The organism is Alloyangia pacifica (assembly GCF_900116195.1).
GTDB lineage: Bacteria > Pseudomonadota > Alphaproteobacteria > Rhodobacterales > Rhodobacteraceae > Salipiger > Salipiger pacificus.
This window is the reverse complement of sequence record NZ_FOZW01000005.1, coordinates 97,165-121,128: the sequence shown is the minus strand read 5'-3', so window position 1 is coordinate 121,128 and position 23,964 is coordinate 97,165. Positions and strand designations below refer to the sequence as shown.

The 23,964-nt window shown below is 66.5% G+C and carries 17 protein-coding genes; 4 read left to right on the top strand and 13 right to left on the bottom strand.

Annotation, left to right across the window (positions count from 1 at the left end):
- The first annotated feature begins 193 nt into the window (after window positions 1-193).
- On the top strand, window positions 194-2,038 hold the full coding sequence (locus BM397_RS12045) for a SulP family inorganic anion transporter (protein WP_092424282.1): 1,845 nt from the start codon (window positions 194-196) through the stop codon (window positions 2,036-2,038).
- Between the two features lie 950 nt (window positions 2,039-2,988).
- Window positions 2,989-3,969, top strand: coding sequence for a LysR family transcriptional regulator (locus BM397_RS12035; RefSeq protein ID WP_092424278.1), 981 nt, complete (start codon window positions 2,989-2,991; stop codon window positions 3,967-3,969).
- Here the strand turns inward: BM397_RS12035 and BM397_RS12030 are convergent.
- From BM397_RS12030 to BM397_RS12005, 6 genes are read right to left on the bottom strand one after another with little or no spacing between them, the layout of a single operon-like run.
- The gene (locus BM397_RS12030; RefSeq protein ID WP_092424276.1) at window positions 3,966-5,222 is read right to left on the bottom strand and encodes a TRAP transporter large permease; all 1,257 of its coding nucleotides are present in this window, start codon (window positions 5,220-5,222) and stop codon (window positions 3,966-3,968) included. The genes BM397_RS12035 and BM397_RS12030 overlap by 4 nt on opposite strands.
- 24 nt (window positions 5,223-5,246) lie before the next feature.
- Window positions 5,247-5,798, bottom strand: a complete 552-nt coding sequence (locus BM397_RS12025; protein WP_092424274.1) for a TRAP transporter small permease — start codon at window positions 5,796-5,798, stop codon at window positions 5,247-5,249.
- The gene (locus BM397_RS12020) at window positions 5,795-6,754 is read right to left on the bottom strand and encodes a TRAP transporter substrate-binding protein (protein ID WP_092424272.1); all 960 of its coding nucleotides are present in this window, start codon (window positions 6,752-6,754) and stop codon (window positions 5,795-5,797) included. Before BM397_RS12020 ends, BM397_RS12025 begins: the two co-directional genes overlap by 4 nt.
- Window positions 6,755-6,811: 57 nt before the next feature.
- Window positions 6,812-7,567: an SDR family NAD(P)-dependent oxidoreductase gene (locus BM397_RS12015; protein ID WP_092424270.1), complete on the bottom strand. Its 756-nt coding sequence runs from the start codon at window positions 7,565-7,567 to the stop codon at window positions 6,812-6,814.
- A gap of 60 nt (window positions 7,568-7,627) precedes the next feature.
- Window positions 7,628-8,659, bottom strand: a complete 1,032-nt coding sequence (locus BM397_RS12010; protein WP_092424268.1) for a transketolase family protein — start codon at window positions 8,657-8,659, stop codon at window positions 7,628-7,630.
- Window positions 8,656-9,510: a transketolase gene (locus BM397_RS12005; protein WP_092424266.1), complete on the bottom strand. Its 855-nt coding sequence runs from the start codon at window positions 9,508-9,510 to the stop codon at window positions 8,656-8,658. The genes BM397_RS12010 and BM397_RS12005 overlap by 4 nt, the downstream gene beginning before the upstream one ends.
- Before the next feature lie 169 nt (window positions 9,511-9,679).
- Here BM397_RS12005 and BM397_RS12000 point away from each other — a divergent pair, with 169 nt between their 5' ends.
- Window positions 9,680-11,638, top strand: a complete 1,959-nt coding sequence (locus BM397_RS12000) for a transketolase family protein (RefSeq protein WP_092424264.1) — start codon at window positions 9,680-9,682, stop codon at window positions 11,636-11,638.
- A 437-nt stretch (window positions 11,639-12,075) separates the two neighbouring features.
- Here the strand turns inward: BM397_RS12000 and BM397_RS11995 are convergent, their stop codons facing one another.
- The 6 genes from BM397_RS11995 to BM397_RS11970 all read right to left on the bottom strand — a co-directional run bounded on the left by BM397_RS11995 (window position 12,076) and on the right by BM397_RS11970 (window position 19,692).
- Window positions 12,076-13,032, bottom strand: a complete 957-nt coding sequence (locus BM397_RS11995; protein ID WP_092424262.1) for a DMT family transporter — start codon at window positions 13,030-13,032, stop codon at window positions 12,076-12,078.
- A gap of 81 nt (window positions 13,033-13,113) precedes the next feature.
- The gene (locus BM397_RS11990) at window positions 13,114-14,418 is read right to left on the bottom strand and encodes a sigma-54-dependent transcriptional regulator (protein ID WP_092424260.1); all 1,305 of its coding nucleotides are present in this window, start codon (window positions 14,416-14,418) and stop codon (window positions 13,114-13,116) included.
- The gene (locus tag BM397_RS11985; RefSeq protein ID WP_092424258.1) at window positions 14,415-16,223 is read right to left on the bottom strand and encodes a sensor histidine kinase; all 1,809 of its coding nucleotides are present in this window, start codon (window positions 16,221-16,223) and stop codon (window positions 14,415-14,417) included. The genes BM397_RS11990 and BM397_RS11985 overlap by 4 nt, the downstream gene beginning before the upstream one ends.
- A complete protein-coding gene (locus BM397_RS11980) occupies window positions 16,223-16,594 on the bottom strand; it encodes a DUF1850 domain-containing protein (protein WP_092424256.1) in 372 nt (123 codons plus the stop codon). Before BM397_RS11980 ends, BM397_RS11985 begins: the two co-directional genes overlap by 1 nt.
- Complete coding sequence (locus BM397_RS11975; protein WP_092424254.1) at window positions 16,591-18,687, bottom strand: TRAP transporter permease; 2,097 nt, start codon at window positions 18,685-18,687, stop codon at window positions 16,591-16,593. Before BM397_RS11975 ends, BM397_RS11980 begins: the two co-directional genes overlap by 4 nt.
- 57 nt (window positions 18,688-18,744) lie before the next feature.
- Complete coding sequence (locus BM397_RS11970; RefSeq protein ID WP_092424252.1) at window positions 18,745-19,692, bottom strand: TAXI family TRAP transporter solute-binding subunit; 948 nt, start codon at window positions 19,690-19,692, stop codon at window positions 18,745-18,747.
- A 479-nt stretch (window positions 19,693-20,171) separates the two neighbouring features.
- On the opposite strand from BM397_RS11970, the gene BM397_RS11965 reads away from it, so the two are divergent.
- The gene (locus BM397_RS11965; RefSeq protein ID WP_092424250.1) at window positions 20,172-22,745 is read left to right on the top strand and encodes a lectin-like protein; all 2,574 of its coding nucleotides are present in this window, start codon (window positions 20,172-20,174) and stop codon (window positions 22,743-22,745) included.
- Between the two features lie 839 nt (window positions 22,746-23,584).
- On the opposite strand, the gene BM397_RS29310 is transcribed toward BM397_RS11965, so the two are convergent.
- Window positions 23,585-23,758, bottom strand: coding sequence for a hypothetical protein (locus tag BM397_RS29310; protein ID WP_176806612.1), 174 nt, complete (start codon window positions 23,756-23,758; stop codon window positions 23,585-23,587).
- Window positions 23,759-23,964: the final 206 nt, after the last annotated feature.

Genomic DNA, 23,964 nt, shown 5'->3' with positions numbered 1-23,964 from the left:
GTCGGAAGTGGTCGCGGCTTGCTGACCCCTGAACGGCGCGTCGGCCAGCCACGAGACCGCCGGTAGCGCGGATCGCCGGCGGGCAAGCTGAGGCACACACGCCGTGTCACCGGCACCCGCTTGCCCCGCTCGGCGGGGTGGACTGCGTTGCCGCGGCGCGAGAAAGACTGACCGCGACTGAGGAGCGCTCTGCATGGAACCTTGGGTCGCCACCGGCGCAAGAACCACCACCCCAGACGGCAAGGCGCCGTCGCTCAGAGCCCGGCTCAGGGGCGGGCTCCGCATGGCCGGCCGCGACCTCTCGCGCACGCCGGACTGGTTTGCGCAGGTTACCCCCAAGACGATCTGGGCCGATGCCATCGCGGGGCTCACCGGGGCGACCCTGAGCCTGCCGCAGAGTGTCGCCTTTGCCGCCATCGCGGGACTGCCGCCGCAATATGGCTTCTACACCGCGATGGTCCCGCCGATCATCACCGCCTTCTTCGGCTCGAGCTGGCACGCCGCGGCGGGCCCTGCCACGGCAATCTCGGCGCTGGTCTTCGGAGCGCTTGCCGGCAACTTCGTGCCCGGCTCGCCCGAGTTCATCTCAGCGGCGATTTTCCTCGCCCTGCTGGTCGGGGTCTTCCAGCTCGCGATGGGGCTCATGCGGCTCGGCGGCGTGGTCGATTTCGTCTCCCACTCGGTGATGATCGGTTTCGTGTCGGGCGCCGCGCTGCTCATCGCACTCAGCCAGCTCGGCGACGCGCTGGCGGTTGAGCTGCCGCGGCCTGAAGATCTGTTTACGTTTTTCGGGGCATTGTTACAGCACCTGCCCGAAGCAGACTTCAGGGCCGTTTCGATCGCGCTTCTGGCACTGGCCGTCGGCGTGCTGGTCCGGCGCTTCCTGCCGCGCTGGCCGAACTACCTGCTCGCGCTGCTCGCGGCGACGGGGCTGAGTGTGCTTTACGGGGGATCGGCAGCGGGACTGTCGACGGTCGGGGCCATCGACGGTGTCCTGCCAAGTTTTGCCCTGCCGCATTTCGACGGCGACAAGCTGCGCGACATCGCGTCGGGGGCGCTGGCGATCGGCGTGGTGGGGCTGCTGGAGGCAATGTCCGTCGCCCGTGCGTTGGCGTCCAAGAGCGGCCAGATGCTCGACGGCAACCGCGAGTTCGTCGGGCAGGGGCTGTCCAACATCGGCGGCGCCTTCTTCCAGTGCTATCCCTCGACCTTTTCCTTCACCCGATCGGGGGTGAACTACGAGGCCGGGGCAAGGACCCCTCTGGCCATGCTGTTCTGCGTGGCCTTCCTCGCGGCGATCCTGCTGCTGGTCGCGCCCTATTTCGCCGAGGTGCCGATCGCCGGCATGTCCGGGGTCATCATGCTCGTCGCCTGGCGGCTCATCAACCTGCGGGAAATCGCGCATCTGGTGCGGCATTCGACCTCCGAGACCGCCATCGCTCTGGTCACCTTCGCGACCACGGTGCTCGTCGATCTCGAGTTCTCGATCTACGTCGGCGTTATGATGTCGCTGTTCCTCTTCTTGCGCCGCACGGCGCGTCCGATCATCGCCATCTCCGCGCCCGATCCCTCGACGGAAGGGCGGGTGATCCGGTCGGCGCGCCTCTACCATCTCGACGAATGCCCGCAGCTGATGATCGCCATGCTCGAGGGGCCGTTCTACTTTGGCACGGTCGAGGCGATCCGCCGCGAATTCCGCCGTTTCGAACTTGAGCGCCCGAGCCAGAAGCACGTGCTCTTCAGCATTGCCGGCAGCGGCGAGATCGATCTTCCGGCGGCGGAGCTCCTTGTCGAGCAGGCGCAGCGGCGCAAGGCGCTTGGCGGGGCGCTGCACATCAAGCTGCTCACCCTCACCTCCTTCGAGAAGCTGGCGCGCTTCGAGGTCTTCAAGTCGCTGGGGCGCGACCATATCCACCTGTCCAAGCGCGACGCGCTCGCGAGCGTGGTGCCTGAGCTGGACCTCGACATCTGCCGGAGCTGCAAGGCGCGGATTTTCAAGGAATGTCCCAAGTTCCCGGAGACCGACAGCAAAGGCTAGACGAGGGCCGTCCCTGCGCGGCGGCGTGAGAGCCCGCCTGCAGGGTTGTGGACATCACCGGGCCCTATGACGCGCGCAGCCAATTTCGGGAGCGCTCAGAGATGATCGAACCTGCCCGCCGCCAGCCAGCCGACCCACCCGGGCCCGCTCACCTGCCGAGCGTCTGCGATGAGGGCCTTGCAGCTCGTGTTCGAATTCTGTGTCGCTGACAAAGGCCGCTCCGGGAGCGCCATACGCCCATGGGAATGGCGGTAAGAACTTGGCCCCGGTGGCGGCGGAACAGTCCTGCTGCGGACGGCGTGAAGACCGACCTCTTTGCCTATCTTGCGGCGGGAGGGGATGCGTGGAGATATGTCGGAAGCTTAACCCGACCTGCGCCGAGCGCAGCAGCACGCGCGCTGCGGTCGCCCAATGCAACCCTCGCGATCCGGTGGACGAGGCATTGGGCTTCCCGGTGGAAGGCTTCGGTGTTCCGCGCTTGTGTCTCATCTCCACACATTGGTGGTTACGATGAGCCAGAACCCCTCCTTTCGGAAATCAGTTCAGATGTCCGATGGGCGCTGACGCCGGACATCATCTTCAGCGTTGGCAAAGGGGAATTGACCCGTGATCCGCGAGTAGAGAAGTCTCCCGGAGCAGCCTCCGCCAAGATCATCCTCTCGAGCGTCAGGTCGGACACCGTCCGACGCTGCCTCAGGGCCTCCATCTCGAGCTCTTTAAGCCGCGACAGCTGTGCCCGGTTCATCCTGCTAAGCTGCACCTCGGCTGTCGAAGCTAGGCGTCGAAATCTTTGGGGTTCTCCAGATTATCAGCCACTTCGTAGTCTTCCTGTTCGCTGGAATCCTGCAGGATTTCGCGCTTCACGGATGGACCGCCGCAAAGGGGACAGATCAGACCAACCGACATGATACTCAATGGCGGTGGCCGAAATTTGCCGCTAGGGTCTCGAGATGCGGGACATCAATCTCAAAGCCACTGAGTATTTTGAAGCCGTTGCGCGGCTCGGCACGGTCACAAAGGCCGCGGAGGAGCTCGGTGTGTCCCCCTCGGCGGTCAGCCAGCAGATCCGGCTTTTGGAGGAGCAGTTCGGGGTCCGGCTCTTTCGCCGCGAGAAGCGGCGGCTGAGCCTTACGCTGGATGGCGACAGGCTGTTCCAAACCACGACCCAGGCGTTCAGCGCGCTGAGAAATGCGCGCGGTGCCATCGGGCGGCAGCGCGATCTCCGCAGCCTGACGGTGCGCGTCAGCCCCAGCTTCGGCGTGCGCTGGCTGGGGCCGAGGATCGCCAGCTTTGCCGCCGATCATCCCGACTGGGCCATCCGGGTCGACGCGACGCCGGATTTCTCGGCCTTCGAGACCGAGGCCATAGATTGCGATCTTCGCTACGGTCTCGGAGGCTGGGCCGGACTTGCTGTGGACTGCGTGATGCACGATCTGGTGCTGCCGCTGTGCAGCCCGTCCTATCTCGAAGACCTGACACGCAAGGCCGAGGGCACCAGCGGTCGGCTGGCCGGCGCGCGGCTGATCGACAGCGTCAAGGCGCTCTACCGGTGGGATATCTGGTTGGCGGCTCAGCGCATCGAACTGCCGGAGCTCACCTATCCCTTCCGTTTTGACCGCTCGTCGATGTCGATCGAAATGGCCAAGAGGGGCGGGGGCTTGGCGCTCGATAGCGCGCTTTTGTGTCTCGACGATATTCGCAGAGGGGACCTCGTGCCCTTTGCCCCGGAGCTGCCGGTGATCGAGTTCCCGGCCTATTGGTTCGTCTGTCCGCGACAGCATCTCAACAGGCGGATCGTCAAGCGTTTCGCGCAATGGGTGGCCGAGGAGGCCGCCGCCCATGCCGAAGACGGGCGCCGGGTACTCGAGGCCGCCGGGTGCCGGATCCGCCACGAACCGGGTCCCGGGTTGATCGCCGCCCTGCCGGCCTAGTGGATCGTCAGCGCCGGGATGAAGGAGACCAGCAGCAGGACGACAACCGCCACCGCGTAGAACGGCAGCAGCGCCCGGATCACCGCGCCGATGCCGACCTGTGCGATTGCCGCCGAGATAAAGAGCGTCGTGCCGACCGGTGGCGTATAGAGCCCGATGGACAGGTTCAGCACCATCACCAGGCCCAGTTGCACCGGGTCCATACCGATCGCCTGGGCTATGGTCACGAAGATGGGCCCGAGCAGCAGCACCGCCGCCGGCAGGTCGAGGAAGGCGCCGACGACGAGCATCACCAGGTTCAGCGCAAGGATGATGAGCCAGGGCTGGCGGATCGTCTCGGCCACCCAGGCGGCCAACTCCTGCGGGACCCGCTCGGCTGTCAGCACCCATTGGATCGTCGAGGATGCCATGATGATGATCATCACCGCGCCTGTCATCACCGCCGCGTCGACGCAGGCTTGCCAGATGCCGCCCCAGGTGAGATCGCGGTAGAGCAGCCCGCTGACCAGCAGCGCATAGGCCACCGCCAGGACGCTGACCTCGGTCGGCGTGGCGATGCCGAAGCGCAATGTGCCGATGACGAAGATCGGCATCAGGAGCGCCGGGGTGGCCATCAGGAGCTGCCCGCGGAAGGCCGTGAAGCCTCCGGCGAGCGGTGAGCGGGGCAGGTCGCGGCGGTTGGCGACGATCCAGACCATGGCGAACATGCCGACGCCGAGCATGATGCCGGGCAGGATGCCTGCAATGAACAGGTCGATGATCGAGGTGCTCGAGACCAGCCCGTAGAGGATCAGCGGGATCGACGGCGGGATCAGCACCGAGACGGTCGAAGAGGCCGAATTGATCGCCGCCGCGAAGCCGCCGGGATAGCCCTGCGCCTTTTGGACCGGGATCAGCGCGTTGCCGAGCGCCGAGGCATCCGCCACCGCCGAGCCCGAGACGCCGCCGAACATCACCGAGCCGATGATCGAAACCTGGCCCATCCCGCCCTTGAGGTTGCCGACCAGCAGCTGCGCGATGTTGACGAGGAAGACGCCGAACTTGCCCGACATCATCAGGTTGCCGGCGAGTATGAAAAACGGGATCGCGAGCATCGGGAAGCTCTGCGTCGGCGAGTAGAGCCTCTGGACCATGACGGCGAGCGGCTTGCCGTCGAGCCAGAGCGCCGCGGCGACCCCACCCAGCATGGCATGGGCCACCGGCACCGACAGCGCCAGAAGTGCGAAGAAGATCCAGATGAGCGGCGCGGTCATGACGCGGTTTTCCTTTCGCGGCGGTCAGCTGAAGCTGGAGATGTCGGCCGGATCGACCGACTTTCCCGCGAGCACAGAGAGCAGCTCCAGCGCGGCGATCACCGCCATGCCGGCAAAGGCGTAGATCAGGCTGGAGTAGCCCCAGACCTGCTTGATGCCGAGCGTGGCGAGGGTCTGGAAGGTCGAGGCCTTGAGGATCGGCTGACTGGAGGCGAGCACCGAGAGGCAGGTGACCAGCACAGCGGTGTGTACGGCCAGGATCAGCACGCGGCGGGCGCCGAGGCCCAGCACGTCGGGTAGGAGCGTGATGGCGATATTGACGCCCCGGGCCGCTGCGATCACCACCCCTCCGGCGACGAGCCAGGGCAGCAGCAGCGCGTGGATCTCGTAGGCCCAGGCGATGCCCTCGCCGAGCGTGTAGCGCAGCACGACGTTGACCAGCAGCAGCGCGAACATGAAGCCGAGACTGGCCACGGCGATCACCCGGCCGCTCCAGTCGAGGGCAAGGATGACCACTTGCGAGATGGCAAGGACGAGGCCCGAGGGCCTCTGTCCAGTTCGAGCCGCGGCGCTCATTCCAGACCGGCTGCGGCTTTCAGGGCCGCGACCAGATCGGGGTAGTCCTCGGCGTAGTCGTCGTAGACCGAGGCGGTCGCCGCCTGGAAGGCCGCCGTGTCGGCTTCGGCGAACTTGGCACCTTCTTCTTCCATCTTCGGGCGCAGGGTCTCGTCGCTTTCGAGAACCATCTGGCGCTGCATCTCGCCGGCCTCGGCCGTGGCGTCGAGCGCGCATTTCTGAGCGTCCTCGCTCAGGCCCGACCACCACGATAGCCCCGCGACAACCGGCGTCGATTCATACTTGTGGCCGGTCATGGTGACGTAGGGCGTGATCTCGTGCAGCTTGGCCGAGTAGATGTTGGTCAGCGGGTTCTCCTGTCCTTCGAAGACACCGGACTGCAGCGCGGTCGGCAGTTCAGACCAGGCCAGCGGCGCCGGGTTGGCACCGAGCGCCTCGAAGATCGCCAGCGTCATCGGATCCGGGGGCGTGCGGATCTTCATGCCCTTCACGTCCTCGGGCGCCGCGACGTGCTTGCTCACGTGGGTGATGTTGCGGATGCCGTTGTCCCAGAAGCCCAGCACCTTCAGCCCGGCGTTCTGCGCGCGGGTGTCGATCATCTCGCCGACCTCGCCGTCGAGCACCTCCCAGGCGGTCGGCAGGTCCTTGAACAGGAAGGGCAGGCCGAGCAGACCGACCTCAGGCACCACCTGGCTCATCGCGCCCTGGCTGTTGGCGGTGACCTGGATGACGCCCGCTGCCGCCGAAGTCAGCATCTCGGCATCATCGCCCATGGTGGCGGCGGGGGCGTGGTTGACCTCCTCCCCGGAGCAGGCCGCGTAAAGCTCGGCCCATTTCTCCGCCGCGGTGTAGCGCGGGTTGCCGGGGTTGGAGCCGTGGGCAAAGATCACCTCTGCTGATGCGGCGCCGGTGAGCGCCGTGGTGGCGACGATGGTCGCGAGAATGGTCGTTTTCATGATGTCCTCCCTATCGAAAACGAAGTGTGGCCCGTCTCCCCTCGGGCCGTAGGATGGTCAGTGGATCAGCGAGCCTCCGTTCACGTCGACCTCGGTGCCGGTGCAATAGGCCGAGAGGTCCGAGGCCAGGAACAGCGCGCAGCCGGCGACGTCCGAGGCCTCGCCGGCGCGGCCCATCGGGATGCCGGCCAGCACCTGGGCGCGCATCTCGTCGGTGAGCTTGCCGGCGGTGATGTCGGTTGCGATGAAGCCGGGGCAGATGGCATTGGCCCGCACCCCGTCGGGAGCCAGTTCGCGCGCCATCGCCTTGGTCAGCCCCAGCACACCGGCCTTGGCGGCAGAGTAGTGCGGCCCGCCGAAGATGCCGCCGCCGCGCTGCGCCGAGACCGACGACAGGTTGACGATGGAGCCCGCGCCCTGCGCCCGCATTGTCGGGATCACCGCCTGGCTCATATAGAGCGTGCCGCGCAGGCTGACGTCAGTGACCGCCTCGTAGTTTTCGGGCGCGATCTCCATCAGCTTCAGCGGCTGGGTGATCCCGGCGTTGTTGACCAGGATGTCGATGCGCCCGAGCGCATCGGTCACGCTTTGGGCCACCGCCTCGCAGTCAGCCTTGTCGGTCACGTTTCCCACCAGCCCGATATGTCCCGCACCGGGCAGATCTGCTGCGGCGGCCTCGGCAGCGGCGAGGTCTAGGTCGGTGATGACCACTGTCGCCCCGTGCTCGGCAAAGAGCTGCGCCGTGGCCTTGCCCAGCCCGCGCGGGCTGGCCGCGCCGGTGATGATCGCGATCTTGCCGTCCAGCAATCCCATGAGTGTCTTCTCCTCCCTTGTCTTGTGTCCGGGCCTCGTCTGGCGTCCGGCCCGGCGGGCTCAGAGCCAGCCCTTAACCTGCTCGACGACCCTTTTGGTCGAGAGCCCATACATGTCGTGCAGCGTCGGCAGCGCGCCGGCCTCGAGAAATTCGTCGGGCAGGCCGATCATCCGGAAGGGGGCGCTGACCCCGGCCAGCATCAGGGTCCGCGCCACCGCCTCGCCCAGCCCGCCATTCACCGAGTGGTTCTCGGCGGTGATCACCAGACGGCCGCCCTTGCGGGCCTCGGCGACGATGGTCTCGGTATCGAGCGGCTTGATCGTCGGCACGTGCAGCACCGCAAGGCCGATACCGTCGGCCTCCAGCGCCTCGGCGGCATCGAGCGCGCGCATGGTCATGATACCCGAGGAGATCACCAGCGCGTCGCCGCCGTCGCGGATCAGCTGCGCCTTGCCCAGCTCGAAGCGGTAGTCGGGCTTGTGGCGGGTCAGCACGCTCGGCACCTTGCCGCGCAGCAGGCGGGCGTAGACCGGGCCGTCGTGAGCCAGCATCGCCGGGACCATTCCCGCCACGTCGCAGGCGTCGCAGGGGTCGATCAGCACCATGTTCGGCAGACCCCGGAAAATCGCCAGATCCTCGAAGGCCTGATGGCTGGGACCGTAGCCGGTGGTCAGCCCGGGCAGAGCGCAGGCGATCTTGACCGGCAGGTTCTCCTCGGCGATGGCCATGGCGATGAAGTCATAGGCGCGGCGCGCGGCGAAGACGGCGTAGGTGGTGGCGAAGGGCAGGAACCCCTCGCGCGCCAAGCCGGAAGCGGCGGACATCAGCAGCTGCTCGGCCATGCCCATCTGGTAGAAACGGTCGGGCATCGCCTGTGCGAAGACGTGCAGATCGGTGTATTTCGCCAGATCCGCCGAGAGGCCGACGATGCGCGGATCGCGCCGGGCCGCCTCGACGAGCGCGTTGCCGAAGGGGGCCGAGACGGTCTCGTATCCCTCGGCGGCAAGCGAGGCGATCATCGCCGAGGTCGCGGTCTTCTGGGCCGGGCGGGTGCGGCGCTCGTACTTGCGGGCCATCGAGTCCAGGGTCATGCGGGTCGTCCCTCTTCCAGCTTGTCGAGGGCCATGGCCCATTCCTCCGGCTCGACCCGCACAAAGTGGGTGATCTCGCGGGCTTCGAGGAAGTCCACGCCCTTGCACATGGTGGTGTTGCAGATGATCACCCGCGGCTTCGGCTCGGCGAGGCTGCGCGCGGCGTCGAAGGCGGCGACCAGTGCGCCGAGGTCATTGCCGTCGACTTCCTGCGCGTGCCAGCCGAAGGCTTCCCATTTCGGCGCCTCGGCGCCCACCGCCAGCGCGTCGCGGGTCGGCCCATCGGCCTGCTGGTTGTTGAAGTCGACGATGCAGATCAGGTTGTCGAGCTTCCACTGCACCGCCGACATCACCGCCTCCCATGTCGAGCCCTCGCCAAGCTCGCCATCCGACATCAGGTTGTAGACGAAGGCCGGGTTCAGCTTGCGCTTCAGCCCCAGCGCCATGCCCACGGCGATGCCGAGACCCTGGCCAAGCGAACCGCCGGTGATCTCCATGCCCGGGGTGTAGGAGGCCATGCCCGACATCGGCAGGCGGGAGTCGTCCATGCCATAGGTTTCAAGCTCTTCCTCGGGCAGGATCCCGGCCTCCATCAAAGCGGCATAGAGGGCGATGGCGTAGTGTCCGATCGACAGCAGGAAGCGGTCGCGGCCCTCCCATTCGGGATCCTCGGGCCGGTAGTCGAGCGCATGGAAATAGGATGTCGCGAGAACGTCGGAGATCCCGAGCGCCTGGCCGATGTAGCCCTGGCCCTGCACCTCGCCCATGAGCAGCGCCTTGCGGCGGATGTTCCAGGCGCGCTGTTCCAGGGACACGTTTGACAACGCGCCAGTCGTTGGCTGGATGCTCATCCTCTCCTCCCGATGATCGCTCGGCATCAGGGGTAGCACGCCAAATCCCGCTCGAAGATTTCGAAATCTGCAAGAGCTTGTTAGTTTTTCTAAACATACTCAGGGACCTTCTGGACTTAGCCTCACGTGGGCCGCGCGCCGTGCCAGCGCCGGCGCAGGGAGGAAGACAATGGCCGATATCCAGTCGATGGCGCATGCCATCCGGTTTCTCGCGATCGACGCGATCCTGAACGCGGGGGAGGGGCATCAGGGCGTGCCGCTCGGCATGGCCGAGATTGCCGCGACGCTCTATGCGCGCCAGCTGAAGGCCGATCCGGCCGATCCGCTCTGGCCTGACCGCGACCGGGTGGTGCTGTCGAACGGCCACGGCTCAATGCTGCTCTACGCGCTGCTTCACCTTTCGGGCTACGAGGCGGTGACGACCGAGGCACTCAAGAGCTTCCGGCGTCTCGGGTCGGTCTGTGCTGGCCATCCCGAGATCGAACAGCACGCGGGGATCGAGATCACGACGGGTCTGCTTGGACAGGGCATCGCCAGTGCCGTCGGCATGGCGGTGGCCGAGGCACGGCTGGCGGCGCGCTTCGGTTCGGGGCTGGTGGATCACCGCACCTGGGCCTTCGTCGGAGACGGCTGCCTGCAGGAGGGTATCGGGCAGGAGGCGATCTCGCTGGCAGGGCATCTGCAGCTCGGCAAGCTCACCTTCCTTTGGGATGACAACCACATCACCGATGACGGCGACACCGCGCTGTCGATCAGCGAGGATGTCCCGGCCCGTTTCGCAGCCGCCGGATGGCACGTGCAGAGCCTGGACGGCCACGATATCGACACGATCTCGGACGCGCTCGAGGCCGCCTGCGCGGACCCGCGCCCCTCACTACTCGCCTGCCGTACCCGCATTGCCCGCGGCCTGCCACGGCTCGAAGCCACCCGCGGCGGCCATAGCGCGCCGCTGACCGCCCAGGATGCACAAGAGGCGCGGGCGGCCCTCGGTTGGGATGCGCCGCCCTTCGAGGTGCCTGCAGCGGTGCTCGGCGACTGGCGCGGCGCGCTGCGCCGTGGCGCCGAGGTGCGGAGCGCCTGGCAGGACCGTCTCTCGGGGACGGCCGACCGCGCCGAGTTCGAGCGTTGGACATCGGGAGAGCTCCCCGCGGACTGGCCGAAAGTCGCCGCGCGGCTGTTGGGGGTTGCCCAGAACGGCGCCCCCGGTCCAACCATCACGGCATCGGGTGACGTCTGCGACGCCCTCGCCGACACGCTGCCCGAACTCATGGTGCTCTGTGCCGACCTCGAGGCACCGACCAACCACAAACGCGCGCGCACGGCCTTCACGGCGCTGGAGCGTGGCGGCAGCTACGTACATTGCGGCGTGCGCGAGCATTTGATGGGCGCGATGACCGGCGGGATCGCGGCGCATGGCGGGCTTCGGCCGGTCAATGTCACCTACCTCGCCTTCGCCGACTACGAACGCCCGGCCATGCGCATGGCCGCACTGATGGGGCTGCCGGGGATCTTCGCGTTCAGCCATGATTCCATCGGCGTCGGCAGCAACGGCCCGACACACCAGCCCGTGGAGATCCTCGCGAGTTTCCGCGCCATGCCCAACATGCGGGTCTTTCGCCCGGCCGACGCGGTGGAAACCGCCGAGGCCTGGCAAATCGCGCTGGAAACGCAGGAGGGTCCAAGCCTTATGGCGCTGTCGAGACAGCTTGCGGACCTGGTGCGCGACGGCGCAGGTGAGAACATGTCCCGTCGCGGCGCCTACCTTTTGCATCCTGCCGAGCCCGAGCGCGACTTGACGCTTCTTGCCACCGGCACCGAGGTCGCTCTCGCGGTGGCGGCCCGCGAGCGACTCGCAGCGCAGGGGATCCGCGCCGCCGTGGTGTCGATGCCGTGCTGGGAGCTCTTCGAGGCGCAGCCCGAGGCGTACCGCGCCGAGGTCCTGGGCGAGGCGCCCCGCATCGGCGTCGAGGCAGCTTTGGCGTTTGGCTGGCAGAAATGGCTACGCCCGCGGGACGTCTTCATCGGCATGACCGGCTTTGGTGCCTCGGATCGTGCCGAACGCCTCTACGCGCATTTCGGTATCACCGTTGAAAGCATCGTTGCGGCAGGCAGGAAACTGGCCGGTTGATCCGAGCCGGGGTCCAACGAAGCAGTAGCGCCACGGGCGCGCGACCGGGACTGTCCGTGGCATCAGGTGCTGGCCCTTGCGAGGGGCGCAGGACGCGCGTGCCCTGATCAACCGGAAGCGGCGTGCCTGAACGGGAATGGGCGGCTTTGGCGGACGCTGATCTCATGGCGATCGTCGTCACATTTCTGACGCTGATCTAACTGCCGATTTTGCCAATAGGGGCGAAATCCGTGGAAAGGCCGGTCAGTTGCCGCTTCGTCTGTGCTGCCGTTTCCGAGGTCGTGCCGGTTATCCAGGAGCTCGGCCGCAGGGCCGCGGATGCCCGTGATTGCCGCGGTCGGCGGGACTTTCGGGCGGCGTTCTGTGGTGACGCTGGCACACCGACGGTAGACTGTATCGGGCAACGATCCTTGCAAGCGGCGTGCCGAAGGCCCGGCTCAGATCGTACTGGATGTGACTGGAACCTGCGGACGCCGGTGCGCCCGCTGTTCGCGGTGGATCAGATAGAGCCCGGACCCGACGATCAACGCAATCCCCGCCCAGACCATCGGCGCGGGGAAGTCGCCGAACACAAGCCAGCCCAGCACGGTTGCCGAGGCGAGCTCCAGGTAGCCCAGGGGCGCGATCAGCGCGGAGGGTGCGAGGCGCAGCGCATAGGTCAGGAAGATATGCGACAGGCTCGCCGCGAGGCCCATGCCGCCGAGATGAAGCCAGGCCGCACCCTGCGGCCAGGCCGCGCCTCCGCCGAGACTGTCGGGCAGGATCCACAGGAAGGGCAGGCCGAGGACGACCGCGGCGATGGCGGTTGTTGCCTGCTGCGCCACAGGCGCCAGGCTGCGCAATTGCCGCGTGACCAGCATGTAGCCGGCGAAGGCGACCGCGGTGATCAGCGGCAGGATCGCTGCCACCCCGTGGCTCGCGAGCCCCGGCTGCACCACCAGCAGCGCCCCGCCGAACCCCACGATGGAGGCGAGGATGCGCCGCGGACCGACGCTTTCGCCGAGCAGCATCCAGCCAAGGAACATCAGGACAAAGGGTTCGATCTGGGCGATCGCCAGTGCGTCGGCGATCGGCATGCGTACCATCGCCCCGACAAAGCCGATGGTCGCGATCAGCGACAGCGCGGCGCGGGCAACGGTCAGGATGAGTTCACGCGGTGTCAGGCGCAGGCGGATGCGCAGGACCAATGCGAGCGCCACCATGAGGACGCCCTGCACGACGAAGCGTGCCACGGTGATCTCGGCCACGGGAAGGCTGCGTGTCGCGAGCTTCGAGCCAACGTCGATCAGCGGCGCCGTGGCACAGAAGCCGAGCATGAGCACCGCGCCCAGCAGCGGGCGGTCAACCTGTGGCACGGCGATGGAGGGTGTGGAGGACGCGTCGCTGGTTTGCATCCGAATGCCATGCGCAGCGCGCCGTGATTTGGCAAGAGGCTACGTGCGTTCGGACCGGCAGGGCGGCGCTTTCGGCGTGGATCAGACGCGGATGCCGTATCGGCTGATCTTGTCGTTGAGCGTCCGCCGGGCCACCCCCAGAACCTTGGCCGCGCGCTCGGTGTTGCCCCGGCAGCGTTCCAGCGCGAGGCGGATCTCGCGGGCCTCGAAGGCGGCGACCCGGGCGGCGAGGCTCTCGGGCTCGGCTGCCGGGGGGGCGGGTACATCGGGGATGTCCAGCCCGAGCGCGAAGCGCTCGGCGAGGGCCTTCAGCTCGCGCACGTTGCCCGGCCAGGACCGGCGCAGGAGCTGTTGCTTCAGCGCGTAGTCGATGCCCGGCATGTCGCGTCCGTAGCGGGCGGCGGCGAGCGCGGCGTAGTGGCTGAACAGCAGAACGATGTCCTCGCCGAGGCCGCGCAGCGGCTCCACCGCGATCTCGGCTCCGGCCAGCCGGTAAAAGAGATCGGCACGGAAACTGCCGTCGAGGGTCAGCGGCCGCAGGTCGGTCTTCGAAGTGGCGATCACCCGCAAGTCGAGCGGGCGCAGCCGGTTCTCTCCCAACCGTTCGACCGCGCGCTCCTGCAGCGCGCGCAGCAACTTGGGCTGGATGGCGGCGGGCATGGCCTCGACCTCGTCGAGCATCAGCGTGCCGCCCGAGGCGGCCTCGAGCTTGCCGGGCTTGTCCTGCGCGCCGGGAAAGGCGCCGGCGACATGGCCGAAGATCTCGATCTCGAACAGGCTCTCGGGCAGGGCGGCGCAATTCACCGCAACCAGCGGCCCGGCGGCACGCGGGCTGGCGCTGTGCAGGGCGCGGGCGACCAGCTCCTTGCCGGTGCCGGTCTCGCCGGTGATCACCACGTCGAGATCGGTCGGGCCGATCGCCGCGATGCGGGCGCGCAGCGCGGTGATTGCCGCAGATTGCCCAAGCAGCCCGCCCTCGTCGCGGCGGGTGATGCGCTCCTGCAGGCGCCCGATCTCGGCCCGCGTCGCGCGGCTGCGCAGGCCGCGTTCGATCACCGTCATCAGGTGCATGCCGTCGTAGGGTTTCTCAAGAAAATCCTCGGCGCCGGCGCGCATCGCCTGCACCGCCTGCGCCAGTTCGCCATGCCCCGAGATCAGAACCACAGGGCAATCGGGATCGCGATCGCGGGCCGCTTCGAGCAGCTGCTGGCCATCCATGCCGGGCATCCGTAGGTCGGTCAGGATGAGGTCGGGACGGCTCTCGGCGGCCATGGCGGCCCCGCCGTCGGCGAAGGCCTCGGCGCGATAGCCCGCAGCTTCGATCAGGTCGCAGAGCGCGACGCGGTGGTCTCGGTCGTCCTCGACCACATGGATCAGCGGGCTCATTCGGCGGCCTCCTGCGTCTCTTCGTTGCCTCCGTCGTCGTCGATGAGCAGCGGCAGGATTACCGCGATCTCCGCACCCTCGCCGCGGGTCGAGCGGATATCGAGCCTCCCGCCGAACTGCTGGACCACCTCGAAGCTGATCGCAAGGCCAAGCCCGAGCTTCTCGCCGCCGAGCTTGGTGGAAAAGAACGGCTCGGTGATCCGTGGCAACACGTCGGGAGCGATGCCGGGACCGTTGTCGCTGACCAGCAGCGTGACCTCCCCGGCGCTGCGCTCGATAGAGAGCGTCACCTCGCCATGGCCGGGCTCGACCGCCTCGATGGCATTGTGCAGCAGGTTGACCAGCACCTGTTCGAGCCGGGCGTGCCCAGCCCGCACCATCGGCACGGTTCCGGGGGCGTCGAAGTGCAGCTGCACCCCCACCGCGTCGGCGCGCGGCTGGGCCAGCGCCAGCGCCGAGCGCGCGACATCGGTCACCGCGACCGGCGACAGCGGAGCGGCCTCGCGCCGCGAGAAATTCTTGAGGTGCTTGGTCATGCGCTGCATCCGGCGGATCAGCCCGCGCGCGGACTGCAGCCGCGCCGCGGTTTTCTCGGGTGCATGGGACAGGCCGAACTCGGCGGCGGTCAGCGTCGCCTCCATGGCGGCGAGCGGCTGGCTGACCTCGTGGACGATGGCGGCGGACATGCGCCCGAGCGCCGCCATCTTCTCGGATTGCACCAGCGTCGCCTGGGTGGCGCGCAGATCGTCCTCGACCTGCCGGCGGGCCTCGATTTCGCGCGCCAGCTCGGCGGTGCGCTGGCGCACCTTGCGCTCCATCACTTCGGTCTGGCGCAGCCGCAACGCGATCAGCCGCTGGCGGTGCCGCCGCATATCGGCCAGCCCGAGACCAAGAAGCCCGGCCAGAAGCACAAGTGCAGTTGTGGCAAGGGCCGCGGCGCGGGCGGGCCAGACCGGCGTTGCCGCCAGCAGCCGCCAGCCGGTCTCGAAGGGGGTGCCGCGCAGGGTTGTCGCGCGGCCCGCACCACCGATGCCGAGCTCGCTGCCCTTGGGCAGCAGCGGGTCGGCGGCTTCGAGCGCGGCACGGGCATAGAGCCGCGAGGCCTCGAGCCGGGCGAGCGCATCCTCGGGCAGCGGCATCAGCGGGCGGTAGCGCCATTCGGCGACCGAGGAGAGGAACACCACGTCGTCGCGGTCGGTGACGGCGATGCGCTGACCGGTCTCGGCCCAGGCCTGTTCCAGCGGTCGCAGGTCGATCTTGACCACCATCACCCCATGCACCCCGAGGCCGGGATCGTCGACCCGGGCCGAGATGAAATAGCCGGGCTCGCCGGTGGTCACGCCGATGGCGTAGACCGCGCCGTTGCCGGTGGCGCGGGCATCGGTGAAATAGGGGCGGAAGCTGTAGTCATGGCCGACGTAGCTGTCGGGCTCGTTCCAGTTCGACGAGGCGATGGTCACCCCGGCGTCGTTCAGCAGGTAGAGCCGCCCCGAACCCGTCTGCGTGGCGATCTTCTGGAGATAGCGGTTGGCAGCATCGATCGCGGCGGCATTTCCGGGTGCGTCCAGCGCAGCTCGGATGCGGGCGTCTTCGCCGGCGACACGCGGCAGGTAGCGGAAGCGGTCGATCTCGGTCTGCAGGGCACGGTGGCTGACCAGCAGCGCCTGTTCCAGCCCCTGCCGCAGCTCGGCCATCACCAGCTGCCAGGCCAACACGCCGCAGAGCAGGGCGCCGAGCGTGACCAGAACGAAGCGCAGCCTCCATGCAGAACGCAGGCGTGGCAGCAGGGCGGCGCGGCGGGGCATCAGCCCGCGTCGGGGCAGGGCGCGACCTGCACCGGCTGGCCGGAGGTGGCGCCGAGCTGCGTGCAGTCCTCGCCGCAGAGCGTCCATGCCGAGGGCGTTTCGCCCGAGGCGGCGAGGGTCAGCGCGGGCACCGGCGGCAGGTCCGGAGCCCAGACCCACCAGCCGTCCTCGAAATGGCCGCCGGGGCCGGGTTCCATGCCCGCCCCCGAGCCCTTGACCGCCGCCTCGGTAAGATGGAGGCGGTGGTCCTCGGTGACTTCCCAGGTCTCGCGCCAGTCTTCGCGCTCGACCGAATGGGTCCACTCCAGCGTGAAGCTGCCGCCGTCGGCGAGGGCGAGCATCATCGCCCCTGCCATCAGGCAGCCTGTCATGCCGACACCGGGGCCTTGCGCCGCCACAGCAGCAACCCGAAGACCACCGCGAGGGCAAAGCCGATCTCGTCGGTGATCGGCAGCGCCGCGACGAGGGTGAAGGCGGCCGCGACGGCGATCAGCCGCTCCCAGACCGCCAGCGGGCGACCGAGCCAGCCGATCACGCTGGCGCCCCAGAGCGCGAGCGCGATCAGCGCCTTCAGCACGATGTAGGCGACCGCGGGCCAGTAGCCGATGGCACCCGCCAGTGCGCCGCCATCCTGCAGCATCAGCGCCGGGGTGTAGACCGCCATGAACGGCACCACGAAGCCCGCGGCGGCGACCTTGATCGCCTCGAAGCTGATCTTCAGGCCGCTTTCCTTGGCGATCGGCGCGGCGGCGAAGCAGGCCAGCGCCACGGGCGGGGTCAGGTCCGCGAGGATGCCGAAGTAGAAGACGAACATGTGGCTGACGATCAGCGGCACGCCGAGATCGAGCAGCGCGGGTCCGGCGATCGACGAGGTGATGATGTAGTTGGGGATCGTCGGGATGCCCATGCCGAGGATGATGCAGGTGATCATCGTCAGAACGAGGCTGAGGAACAGGCTGTTCTGACCCACCGAGACGATGAACTGGCCGAAGGTATTGGCCGCGCCGGTCAGGGTCATCACACCGATGATGACGCCGACAAGGGCGCAGGCGATGCCGACCGGCAGCGCGGTCTTGGCGCCATCGGCGAGGCTGTCGCGGCAGACCTTCAGCGTCTCGCGCCCGCCCTTGAATGCGGCGCAGGCGGCGATGAGCAGGGCCAGCACCAGCAGCAGCGCGTTGATGCCGAACTTGAAGAAGGCCGAGGCGCAGACACCGAGCACGATCCAGAAGATCACCCGCACCGCGGTCGAGGGCATGCCCATGGCGATCGCCGCTCCGAGGATCAGCATCCCGGTGAGTGCGAGGCCGATGGTGCCGGCAAAGAGCGGCGTGTAGCCCGAGAACAGCAGCCAGACCAGCACGGCCAGCGGCAGGATTAGGTACCAGCCTTCCTTCAGCGCCTTGCGGGCCGAGGGCATCTCGTCGGCGGAAAGGCCGCGCAGGTCGCGCTTGCCCGCCTCGAGGTGGACCATCCAGAAGGCGCCGGCGAAATAGAGGATGGCCGGAACCAGCGCGGCCTTGACCACCTCGATGTATTGCACGCCCAGCGTCTCGGCCATGATGAAGGCGACGGCGCCCATGACCGGGGGCATGATCTGCCCGCCCATGGACGCGGTTGCCTCGACGCCGCCGGCGAAGGCCGGGCGGTAGCCGAAACGCTTCATCAGCGGGATGGTGAACTGGCCGGTGGTCACCACGTTGGCGACGCCCGAGCCCGAGATCGTGCCCATGAGGCCCGAGGACAGCACCGAAACCTTGGCGGCGCCGCCCATGCGGTGTCCGACGAGGCCCAGCGATACGTCGGTGAAGAGCTTGATCATCCCGGCCTTCTCGAGGAAGGAGCCGAAGAGGATGAAGAGGAAGATGTAGGTCGCCGAGACATAGGTCGGGATACCGTAGATCCCCTCGGTGCCATAGGCGATCTGCTCGACCACCTGCTCGAAGGCGTAGCCGCGGTGGTTGAACGGCGAGGGCAGATGCTGTCCGAAGAGCGCATAGGCGAGGAAAAGCCCGCAGATGATCGGCAGGGCCGGGCCCATGAGCATCCAGGCGGCGATGAAGACGGTGACGACGGCGATGCAGCCGAAGACGAGGTCGGTGAGCGTCGGATCGCCCGCGCGCATCAGCAGCGGCGTGTACTCGATCCACTGGTAGGCGGCGACGGCGACACCCGCGGCGGCGAGCAGCCAGCAGAAGGTTCTGAGCGGCGCGCCGAAGCCGCGGCCGAGCGCCAGAAGCGGGAAGCCGAGCGCCATCAGGAAGCCGACGTGCACCGCGCGCATCACCTGGCTGGGCAGGTCGATGACGTGGGCGGCGATGGAAATCTGGTAGAGCGAAAAGGCCACCGCCAGCCAGAAGAGGAAACGCCCGGTCAGGCTCGGCGGAAAGCTCGAAGCCAGCGGGTCATGCAGTTCGGCCAGTTCCTCGGCCCGGCCGTGCTCGGCCGCAGTTTGTCCGGTCATGTGGTCCTCCCGTCGTGCAGGCAGCCCGGCCTTGGCCGGGCCACCGCACAGGTCTGCTTACATCAGACCCTGTTCCTTGTAGTACTTCTCGGCGCCCGGGTGCATCGGGATCGGCGAGTTCTTGATCGCGTTCTGGATGTCGATGGCCCCCGCGGCCGCATGCGCCGCCTTGAGCTGGTCGAGGTTCTCGAACAGCAGCTTGGTCATCTGGTAGGCCAGCTCGTCAGACACGTCGGTGCTGGTGACCAGGATGTTGGTGATCGCCAGCGTCGGGATGTCCGCGTCCTGACCGGGGTAGGTGCCGGCGGGGATCACGCCTGCCGCATAAGGCGCGCCGAGCGTGTCGGCCACTTCTGCGGGGATCGACACGTAGGACACGTCCTGCGTCGACGAGAGGTCCTTCAGCGCCGCCGAGCCGAGGCCCGAGCTCTGCAGGGTGGCGTCGAGCTGGCGGTTCTTCATCAGCTCCACGGATTCCGCGAAGGGCAGGTACTCGACCTTGCCCAGATCGTCGTAGCTCATGCCGAGCGCGCCGAGGATCTTGCGGGCGTTGACCTCGGTGCCGGACTTGGCGGCACCGACCGAGACGGACTTGCCGGCCAGTTCGGTCGCGGTGGTCACACCGGCGTCGGCCGAGGCAGCGATCTGGATGTAGTTCGGGTAGATCGCGGCAATGGCGCGCAGCTTGTCGAGCGGCTTGGAGAAGCCGACGTCGGCATTGCCCTCATAGGCGTCTTTCACCGAGTCGCCGAGCGCGAAGCCGATCTCGCCGCGGCCCTGCTGCAGCAGGTTCAGGTTTTCGACCGAGGCTTTGGTCGACTGCACCTGCGTGCGCGAGTCGGGAATGTTCTTGGCGTAGATGTCCGCCATCGCGACGCCGAGCGGGTAGTAGACGCCCGAGGTGCCGCCGGTCAGCACGTTGACGAATTCCGTCGCCATCGCGGCAGGCGCGGTGACGGCGAGGCTGCCGGCGATCAATGCGCCGAGCCCGAAAGTTCTGATCATGATGGTCCTCCCAAAGACACATTCGCGACAGCACACGTACATGCAATGCCGCTGAGTGCCAGAACCATGGGCAAGCGTGTTGCCCGGGGCAAGATGCTAAGCCTCGCTAGAGCAAAACTTTGTCGCAAAGATCTGCCTCGAGGCTGGCAGATCTTCGCCCCGGTCCGTTCCGCGGGCCAGGAGCCGACCGCCAGCCGGTGCACAGACCGACACCTGCGCAGGGCGCTTCGGGAGTGTCGCGGGACCATGGTGGGCGAAAAAGCGAATGGCATCCATCGCAGTAGGAGTGATCGGCACCGTGTTTTGCCGGGCCGGAGGGGATGTCGTTGTGCGGTAGCGATCCCGCCGAAGCCAGCGCACGAAATTGACCACTGCAATGAGGCACCATTGATCTGGCGCATATATTACGTCCGCCCGATGTGTTTTCGTGTCCCGACGTCGAACTGACTTCAGTCACGGTGGCAAAGGGAGGATGTGCCATGGTTACGGAGCTCAAGGTCGTATCGGTTGAACGGGTTTCCACGAACAGCGATGGGGAAGAGGGCGACGGCTCGCACGGCGAAGCGACCCTCTCGGATGATGGCACCTGGATTGGCTTCCACAGCTTTTCGTCCAACCTGATCCCGGGGCTCGAAATTCCCGAGAGCAATCCCAACTACGGCCAAATCTACGCAAAGAACCTTGTCACGGGCGAAGTGGTACTTGTATCGGCCAACGCGGAAGGCGTGCCGCTAAGCGGCCACGCGCCCGCGATATCACCTGACGGCACGAAGATCGCCTTTCAGAGTGGTTCCGACGCTTACCTCGCCTCGGACACGAATGGGCAGTCTGACATTTTCCTGAGGGACCTCGAGAGCGGCGAGATTACGTTGGTCTCGAGTAACGTCTACGGAAATGAAGGGAATTACTCGAGCCTTAGTCCGGTATATTCTCCGGATGGGACAAAGATTGCCTTTAGTAGCCTGTCGTCGAACTTCGTGGCAGGGGATACCAACGGTGCCACTGATATCTTCGTCAAGGACCTTGCCACCGGCGAGATCACGCGCGTGTCTACAGGGACGAATGGCGAGCAGGCCAACCAGCGGAGCTTCTTCCCGATCTTTTCGCCTGACAGCAGCAAGGTCGCGTTCATGACCTACGCCAGCAACCTGGCTCCGAACGATGACAATGGCCGGGGCGACATCTATCTCAAGGAACTTGAGACCGGGCAATTGACCCTTGTGTCGACCGACAGTGACGGCAACGTCGGCAATGAGGACAACCTGCCGGACGACATCTCTGAAGATGGCACTCGGGTGCTGTTCACCACCTTCACCAGCAACCTTGTCGAAGGCGACACAAACGATGCGCTGGACCTGCTTCTCAAGGATCTGACGACTGGTGAGACGACCCGGGTTTCAGTGGACACCTTCGGGCAGCAATTGAATGGGTCGAGTGTGGATGCACGGTTTTTCCCTGATGACGAGAGCAAGATCTATTTTCTCAGCGAAGCCACCAACCTGGTCGCTCTGGATGGAAACGGGACGCTCGACATCTTCCTCAAGGACCTTGTCACCGGGCAGGTGACCCTGCTCTCCACGACGGATTCCGGAATTCAGGCGAATGGCTTCAGTTCCGGTCCAGTATTTCTGCCGGGTGCGCAGAGCTTCATCTTCGGCAGCTCGGCCACCAACCTCGTGCCTGACGACACGAACGGCACAACAGACATCTTTCTCGCAACGCTTCAGGAGTTTGACGTCGGCGATCTGGTGCAATGGAAGGTCGAAGACGGTGGCAACGGGCACTGGTACGAATATGTGGAAACGCCTTTGCCGTGGGAAGAAGCAAGGGCGGATGCCGAGGGTCGGGTCTTCATGCGCATGCCCGGCTACCTGGCGACCATCACCTCTCAGGCCGAGAACGACTTCATCAATTCGATCACGCCGCCGAACGTCTGGGCGGGAGGCTCGGATGCGGAAGTGGAAGGGACCTGGCGTTGGGTGGGCGGACCGGAAGCGGGCCAGGTTTTCTGGACGGAAGCCAATGGCACGATCACCTATGCCGACTGGGGCGGTCAGGAGCCGAACAATGCCTGGTCGGAGCCCCCGGGTGAGGACTACCTGACGGCGCATGCGCTCTACGCGGATGGGAGTTGGGCCGACAACGGCGTGCCGCCAAACCCGAACCAGGCCTTCGGCTACCTCGTCGAGTACAGTGACCCGACCCCGGTTGTCGCCGACATCGCCGTCGGGCGCACCGAGGCGGAGACGCTCGATATCGAAGCCGGGTTCGTCGTGCGGACCAACCCGCATCCCTCCGGAGATGCCTACCTGCAAGCCTCGGGCGCGGGCGAGCAGAGCGCTTACGGCAGGTTCTCGGGAGAGGCCGGTCTCTACACGCTCACGATTGGCTACTTCGACGAGACCGACGGCGACAGCACCATGTCCGTCGCCGTCAACGGCGAGGTGATCGATCAGTGGGACTGGGACGCCGATCCGGCGGGCGCCATTGTTACTAAAGAAGCGGCCATGAAGCGTCTGATCACCTTCGTCGAGCTGGATGAAGGGGACATCATCACCTTGTCCGGAATGGCCGACGGGGGGGAGCCCCTGCGGACCGATTTTCTCGATATCAGAGAGGCACCGCCTCAGGCGGGCGGCTTCCTCGTCGAAGCGGAGACTTTGGAAATCGTGAAGGATTTCCAGATCGTCACCAACAATGTCGCCTCGGGAAGGGCCTATCTGCAGGCCGGCGGCGGGCCAGAGCAGATCGCGCTCTATGATTTCGACGGGCTGGCAGGCAGCTACGATCTGACGATCGGCTACTACGACGAGAACGATGGTGTCAGCCACATGAGTGTCCGGGTGAACGGCGTCGAGGTCGATGACTGGCTCTGGGACAGCACCACCGGCGATCGGATCGTGACCGACGCTTCCGCCGCCGAGCATGTGATCCCCGGCCTGATGCTCGCACCCGGGGATGTCATCGAGCTTGTCGGGGAGCCCGACGGAGGCGAGCCCCTGAGAACCGACTTTCTCTATTTCGACCCGGTCGACGAGCTTCTTCTCATCTGACCAGTGCCGGTCCTCCCTCCCCTTGCTTGCTCGGGGAGGGGGCGGTGCTGCAATCACACCGAGATGCTCGGGCGCCCACCGAGCGACGTTCTTGCTCGGGGTCTGTGCAGATTTAGCGCGGGGCCTGACAAGCGGCTTGAGGCCGGCACGGCTGACAACCCCGCATCGGAATGCGCGGCCCGCCGTCCATGATCGAGAGCAGAGAGCCGCATTCAGAGCCGCCGGTCAAAGTGAAGCCGAGGCGGCACAGGCCTTCTGCGTCTCTGTCGCTTGGTGCGCAAATGGTCGCAACCTTGTTGCTGCGTTGGATGTGGGGCGCTGAAGAGCTGCTCGTGCCCCACGGGTCAGGTGAGTGCGTGCCTGATCAGGCGCGCCCTCGTTCTGATCGCCCGACGGTGCTGGCGGGTGACCGGCGGGCCATCGCCTGCAGGCTGCGCCATCCGCCACATTGATGCGCAGCGCTACTTGCCAAGGACCAACGGCTCGGCAAAGCGGTACATCGAGCAGAATGGTCACGTCTGAAACAAGGCCGTAAGAGATCCATGTGAGGTTGGGTGGGGAGAAGGATCCTCGATGCGCGTGCATCCCTGACGACGTGTCGCAAACTCTCCTTCCGGCGTGACTGCCCCGTATGAAAGCGAGGCAGCCTGCCACGCACCGCGGCGGTCTTGATACGACTTCAACACGCCCTGAGCGATATGAAAGCATGCTTGAGAGGCTCGATTTGCAAATGCTTGAGGTTTGCAGCGCTTCCGAGGCCGACTTTCGCCCTGAGCCCATGCCGGCTGCGCATTTCATCGAACGGTACCCAGGCAGGGGGCCGTTTTAAATGGGCCGGCTCAGTCGATCATCAGTGCGTATCCCGCGGCCACCGCGAGAATGGAGGCAAGCACGTAGCCGGCGACGATCACGCTGGTCGTCGGATACTGCGGTGCGAGGGGCGTCGCCGAAGCTGAAACGTTGCTGGCAACGACGTCGACATCGGTCTCGACATCCAAGGGGTTCATAGCCATTCCGCGTCTCATAGCTTCAGGGAAGATACGCTGGTGGAACCGCAGGCATCGCCTGTTGGTTCCGCGCCAAAGCTCAGTTCCCGGGATGACCAAGGGTCACCCGTCTTACAGGGACGGCGCAGCGGAAATTTTGATGCGCGCGGAACTTGTGGCTCCCTGATCTTGTTCAGCCAAAAGAAGATCCACATCTTGCTGCTCAGCGAGGC

What these genes read in the sequence shown, in the direction of transcription:
- BM397_RS12005 (WP_092424266.1), bottom strand. Translation starts at nt 9,510, where the DNA reads ATGAGCATCCAGCCAACGACTGGCGCGTTGTCAAACGTGTCCCTGGAA.
- BM397_RS12045 (WP_092424282.1), top strand. Translation starts at nt 194, where the DNA reads ATGGAACCTTGGGTCGCCACCGGCGCAAGAACCACCACCCCAGACGGC.
- BM397_RS12015 (WP_092424270.1), bottom strand. Translation starts at nt 7,567, where the DNA reads ATGGGATTGCTGGACGGCAAGATCGCGATCATCACCGGCGCGGCCAGC.
- BM397_RS11980 (WP_092424256.1), bottom strand. Translation starts at nt 16,594, where the DNA reads ATGACAGGCTGCCTGATGGCAGGGGCGATGATGCTCGCCCTCGCCGAC.
- BM397_RS12000 (WP_092424264.1), top strand. Translation starts at nt 9,680, where the DNA reads ATGGCCGATATCCAGTCGATGGCGCATGCCATCCGGTTTCTCGCGATC.
- BM397_RS11975 (WP_092424254.1), bottom strand. Translation starts at nt 18,687, where the DNA reads ATGACCGGACAAACTGCGGCCGAGCACGGCCGGGCCGAGGAACTGGCC.
- BM397_RS11965 (WP_092424250.1), top strand. Translation starts at nt 20,172, where the DNA reads ATGGTTACGGAGCTCAAGGTCGTATCGGTTGAACGGGTTTCCACGAAC.
- BM397_RS12030 (WP_092424276.1), bottom strand. Translation starts at nt 5,222, where the DNA reads ATGACCGCGCCGCTCATCTGGATCTTCTTCGCACTTCTGGCGCTGTCG.
- BM397_RS12035 (WP_092424278.1), top strand. Translation starts at nt 2,989, where the DNA reads ATGCGGGACATCAATCTCAAAGCCACTGAGTATTTTGAAGCCGTTGCG.
- BM397_RS12020 (WP_092424272.1), bottom strand. Translation starts at nt 6,754, where the DNA reads ATGAAAACGACCATTCTCGCGACCATCGTCGCCACCACGGCGCTCACC.
- BM397_RS11985 (WP_092424258.1), bottom strand. Translation starts at nt 16,223, where the DNA reads ATGCCCCGCCGCGCCGCCCTGCTGCCACGCCTGCGTTCTGCATGGAGG.
- BM397_RS11970 (WP_092424252.1), bottom strand. Translation starts at nt 19,692, where the DNA reads ATGATCAGAACTTTCGGGCTCGGCGCATTGATCGCCGGCAGCCTCGCC.
- BM397_RS11995 (WP_092424262.1), bottom strand. Translation starts at nt 13,032, where the DNA reads ATGCAAACCAGCGACGCGTCCTCCACACCCTCCATCGCCGTGCCACAG.
- BM397_RS12025 (WP_092424274.1), bottom strand. Translation starts at nt 5,798, where the DNA reads ATGAGCGCCGCGGCTCGAACTGGACAGAGGCCCTCGGGCCTCGTCCTT.
- BM397_RS12010 (WP_092424268.1), bottom strand. Translation starts at nt 8,659, where the DNA reads ATGACCCTGGACTCGATGGCCCGCAAGTACGAGCGCCGCACCCGCCCG.
- BM397_RS11990 (WP_092424260.1), bottom strand. Translation starts at nt 14,418, where the DNA reads ATGAGCCCGCTGATCCATGTGGTCGAGGACGACCGAGACCACCGCGTC.
- BM397_RS29310 (WP_176806612.1), bottom strand. Translation starts at nt 23,758, where the DNA reads ATGGCTATGAACCCCTTGGATGTCGAGACCGATGTCGACGTCGTTGCC.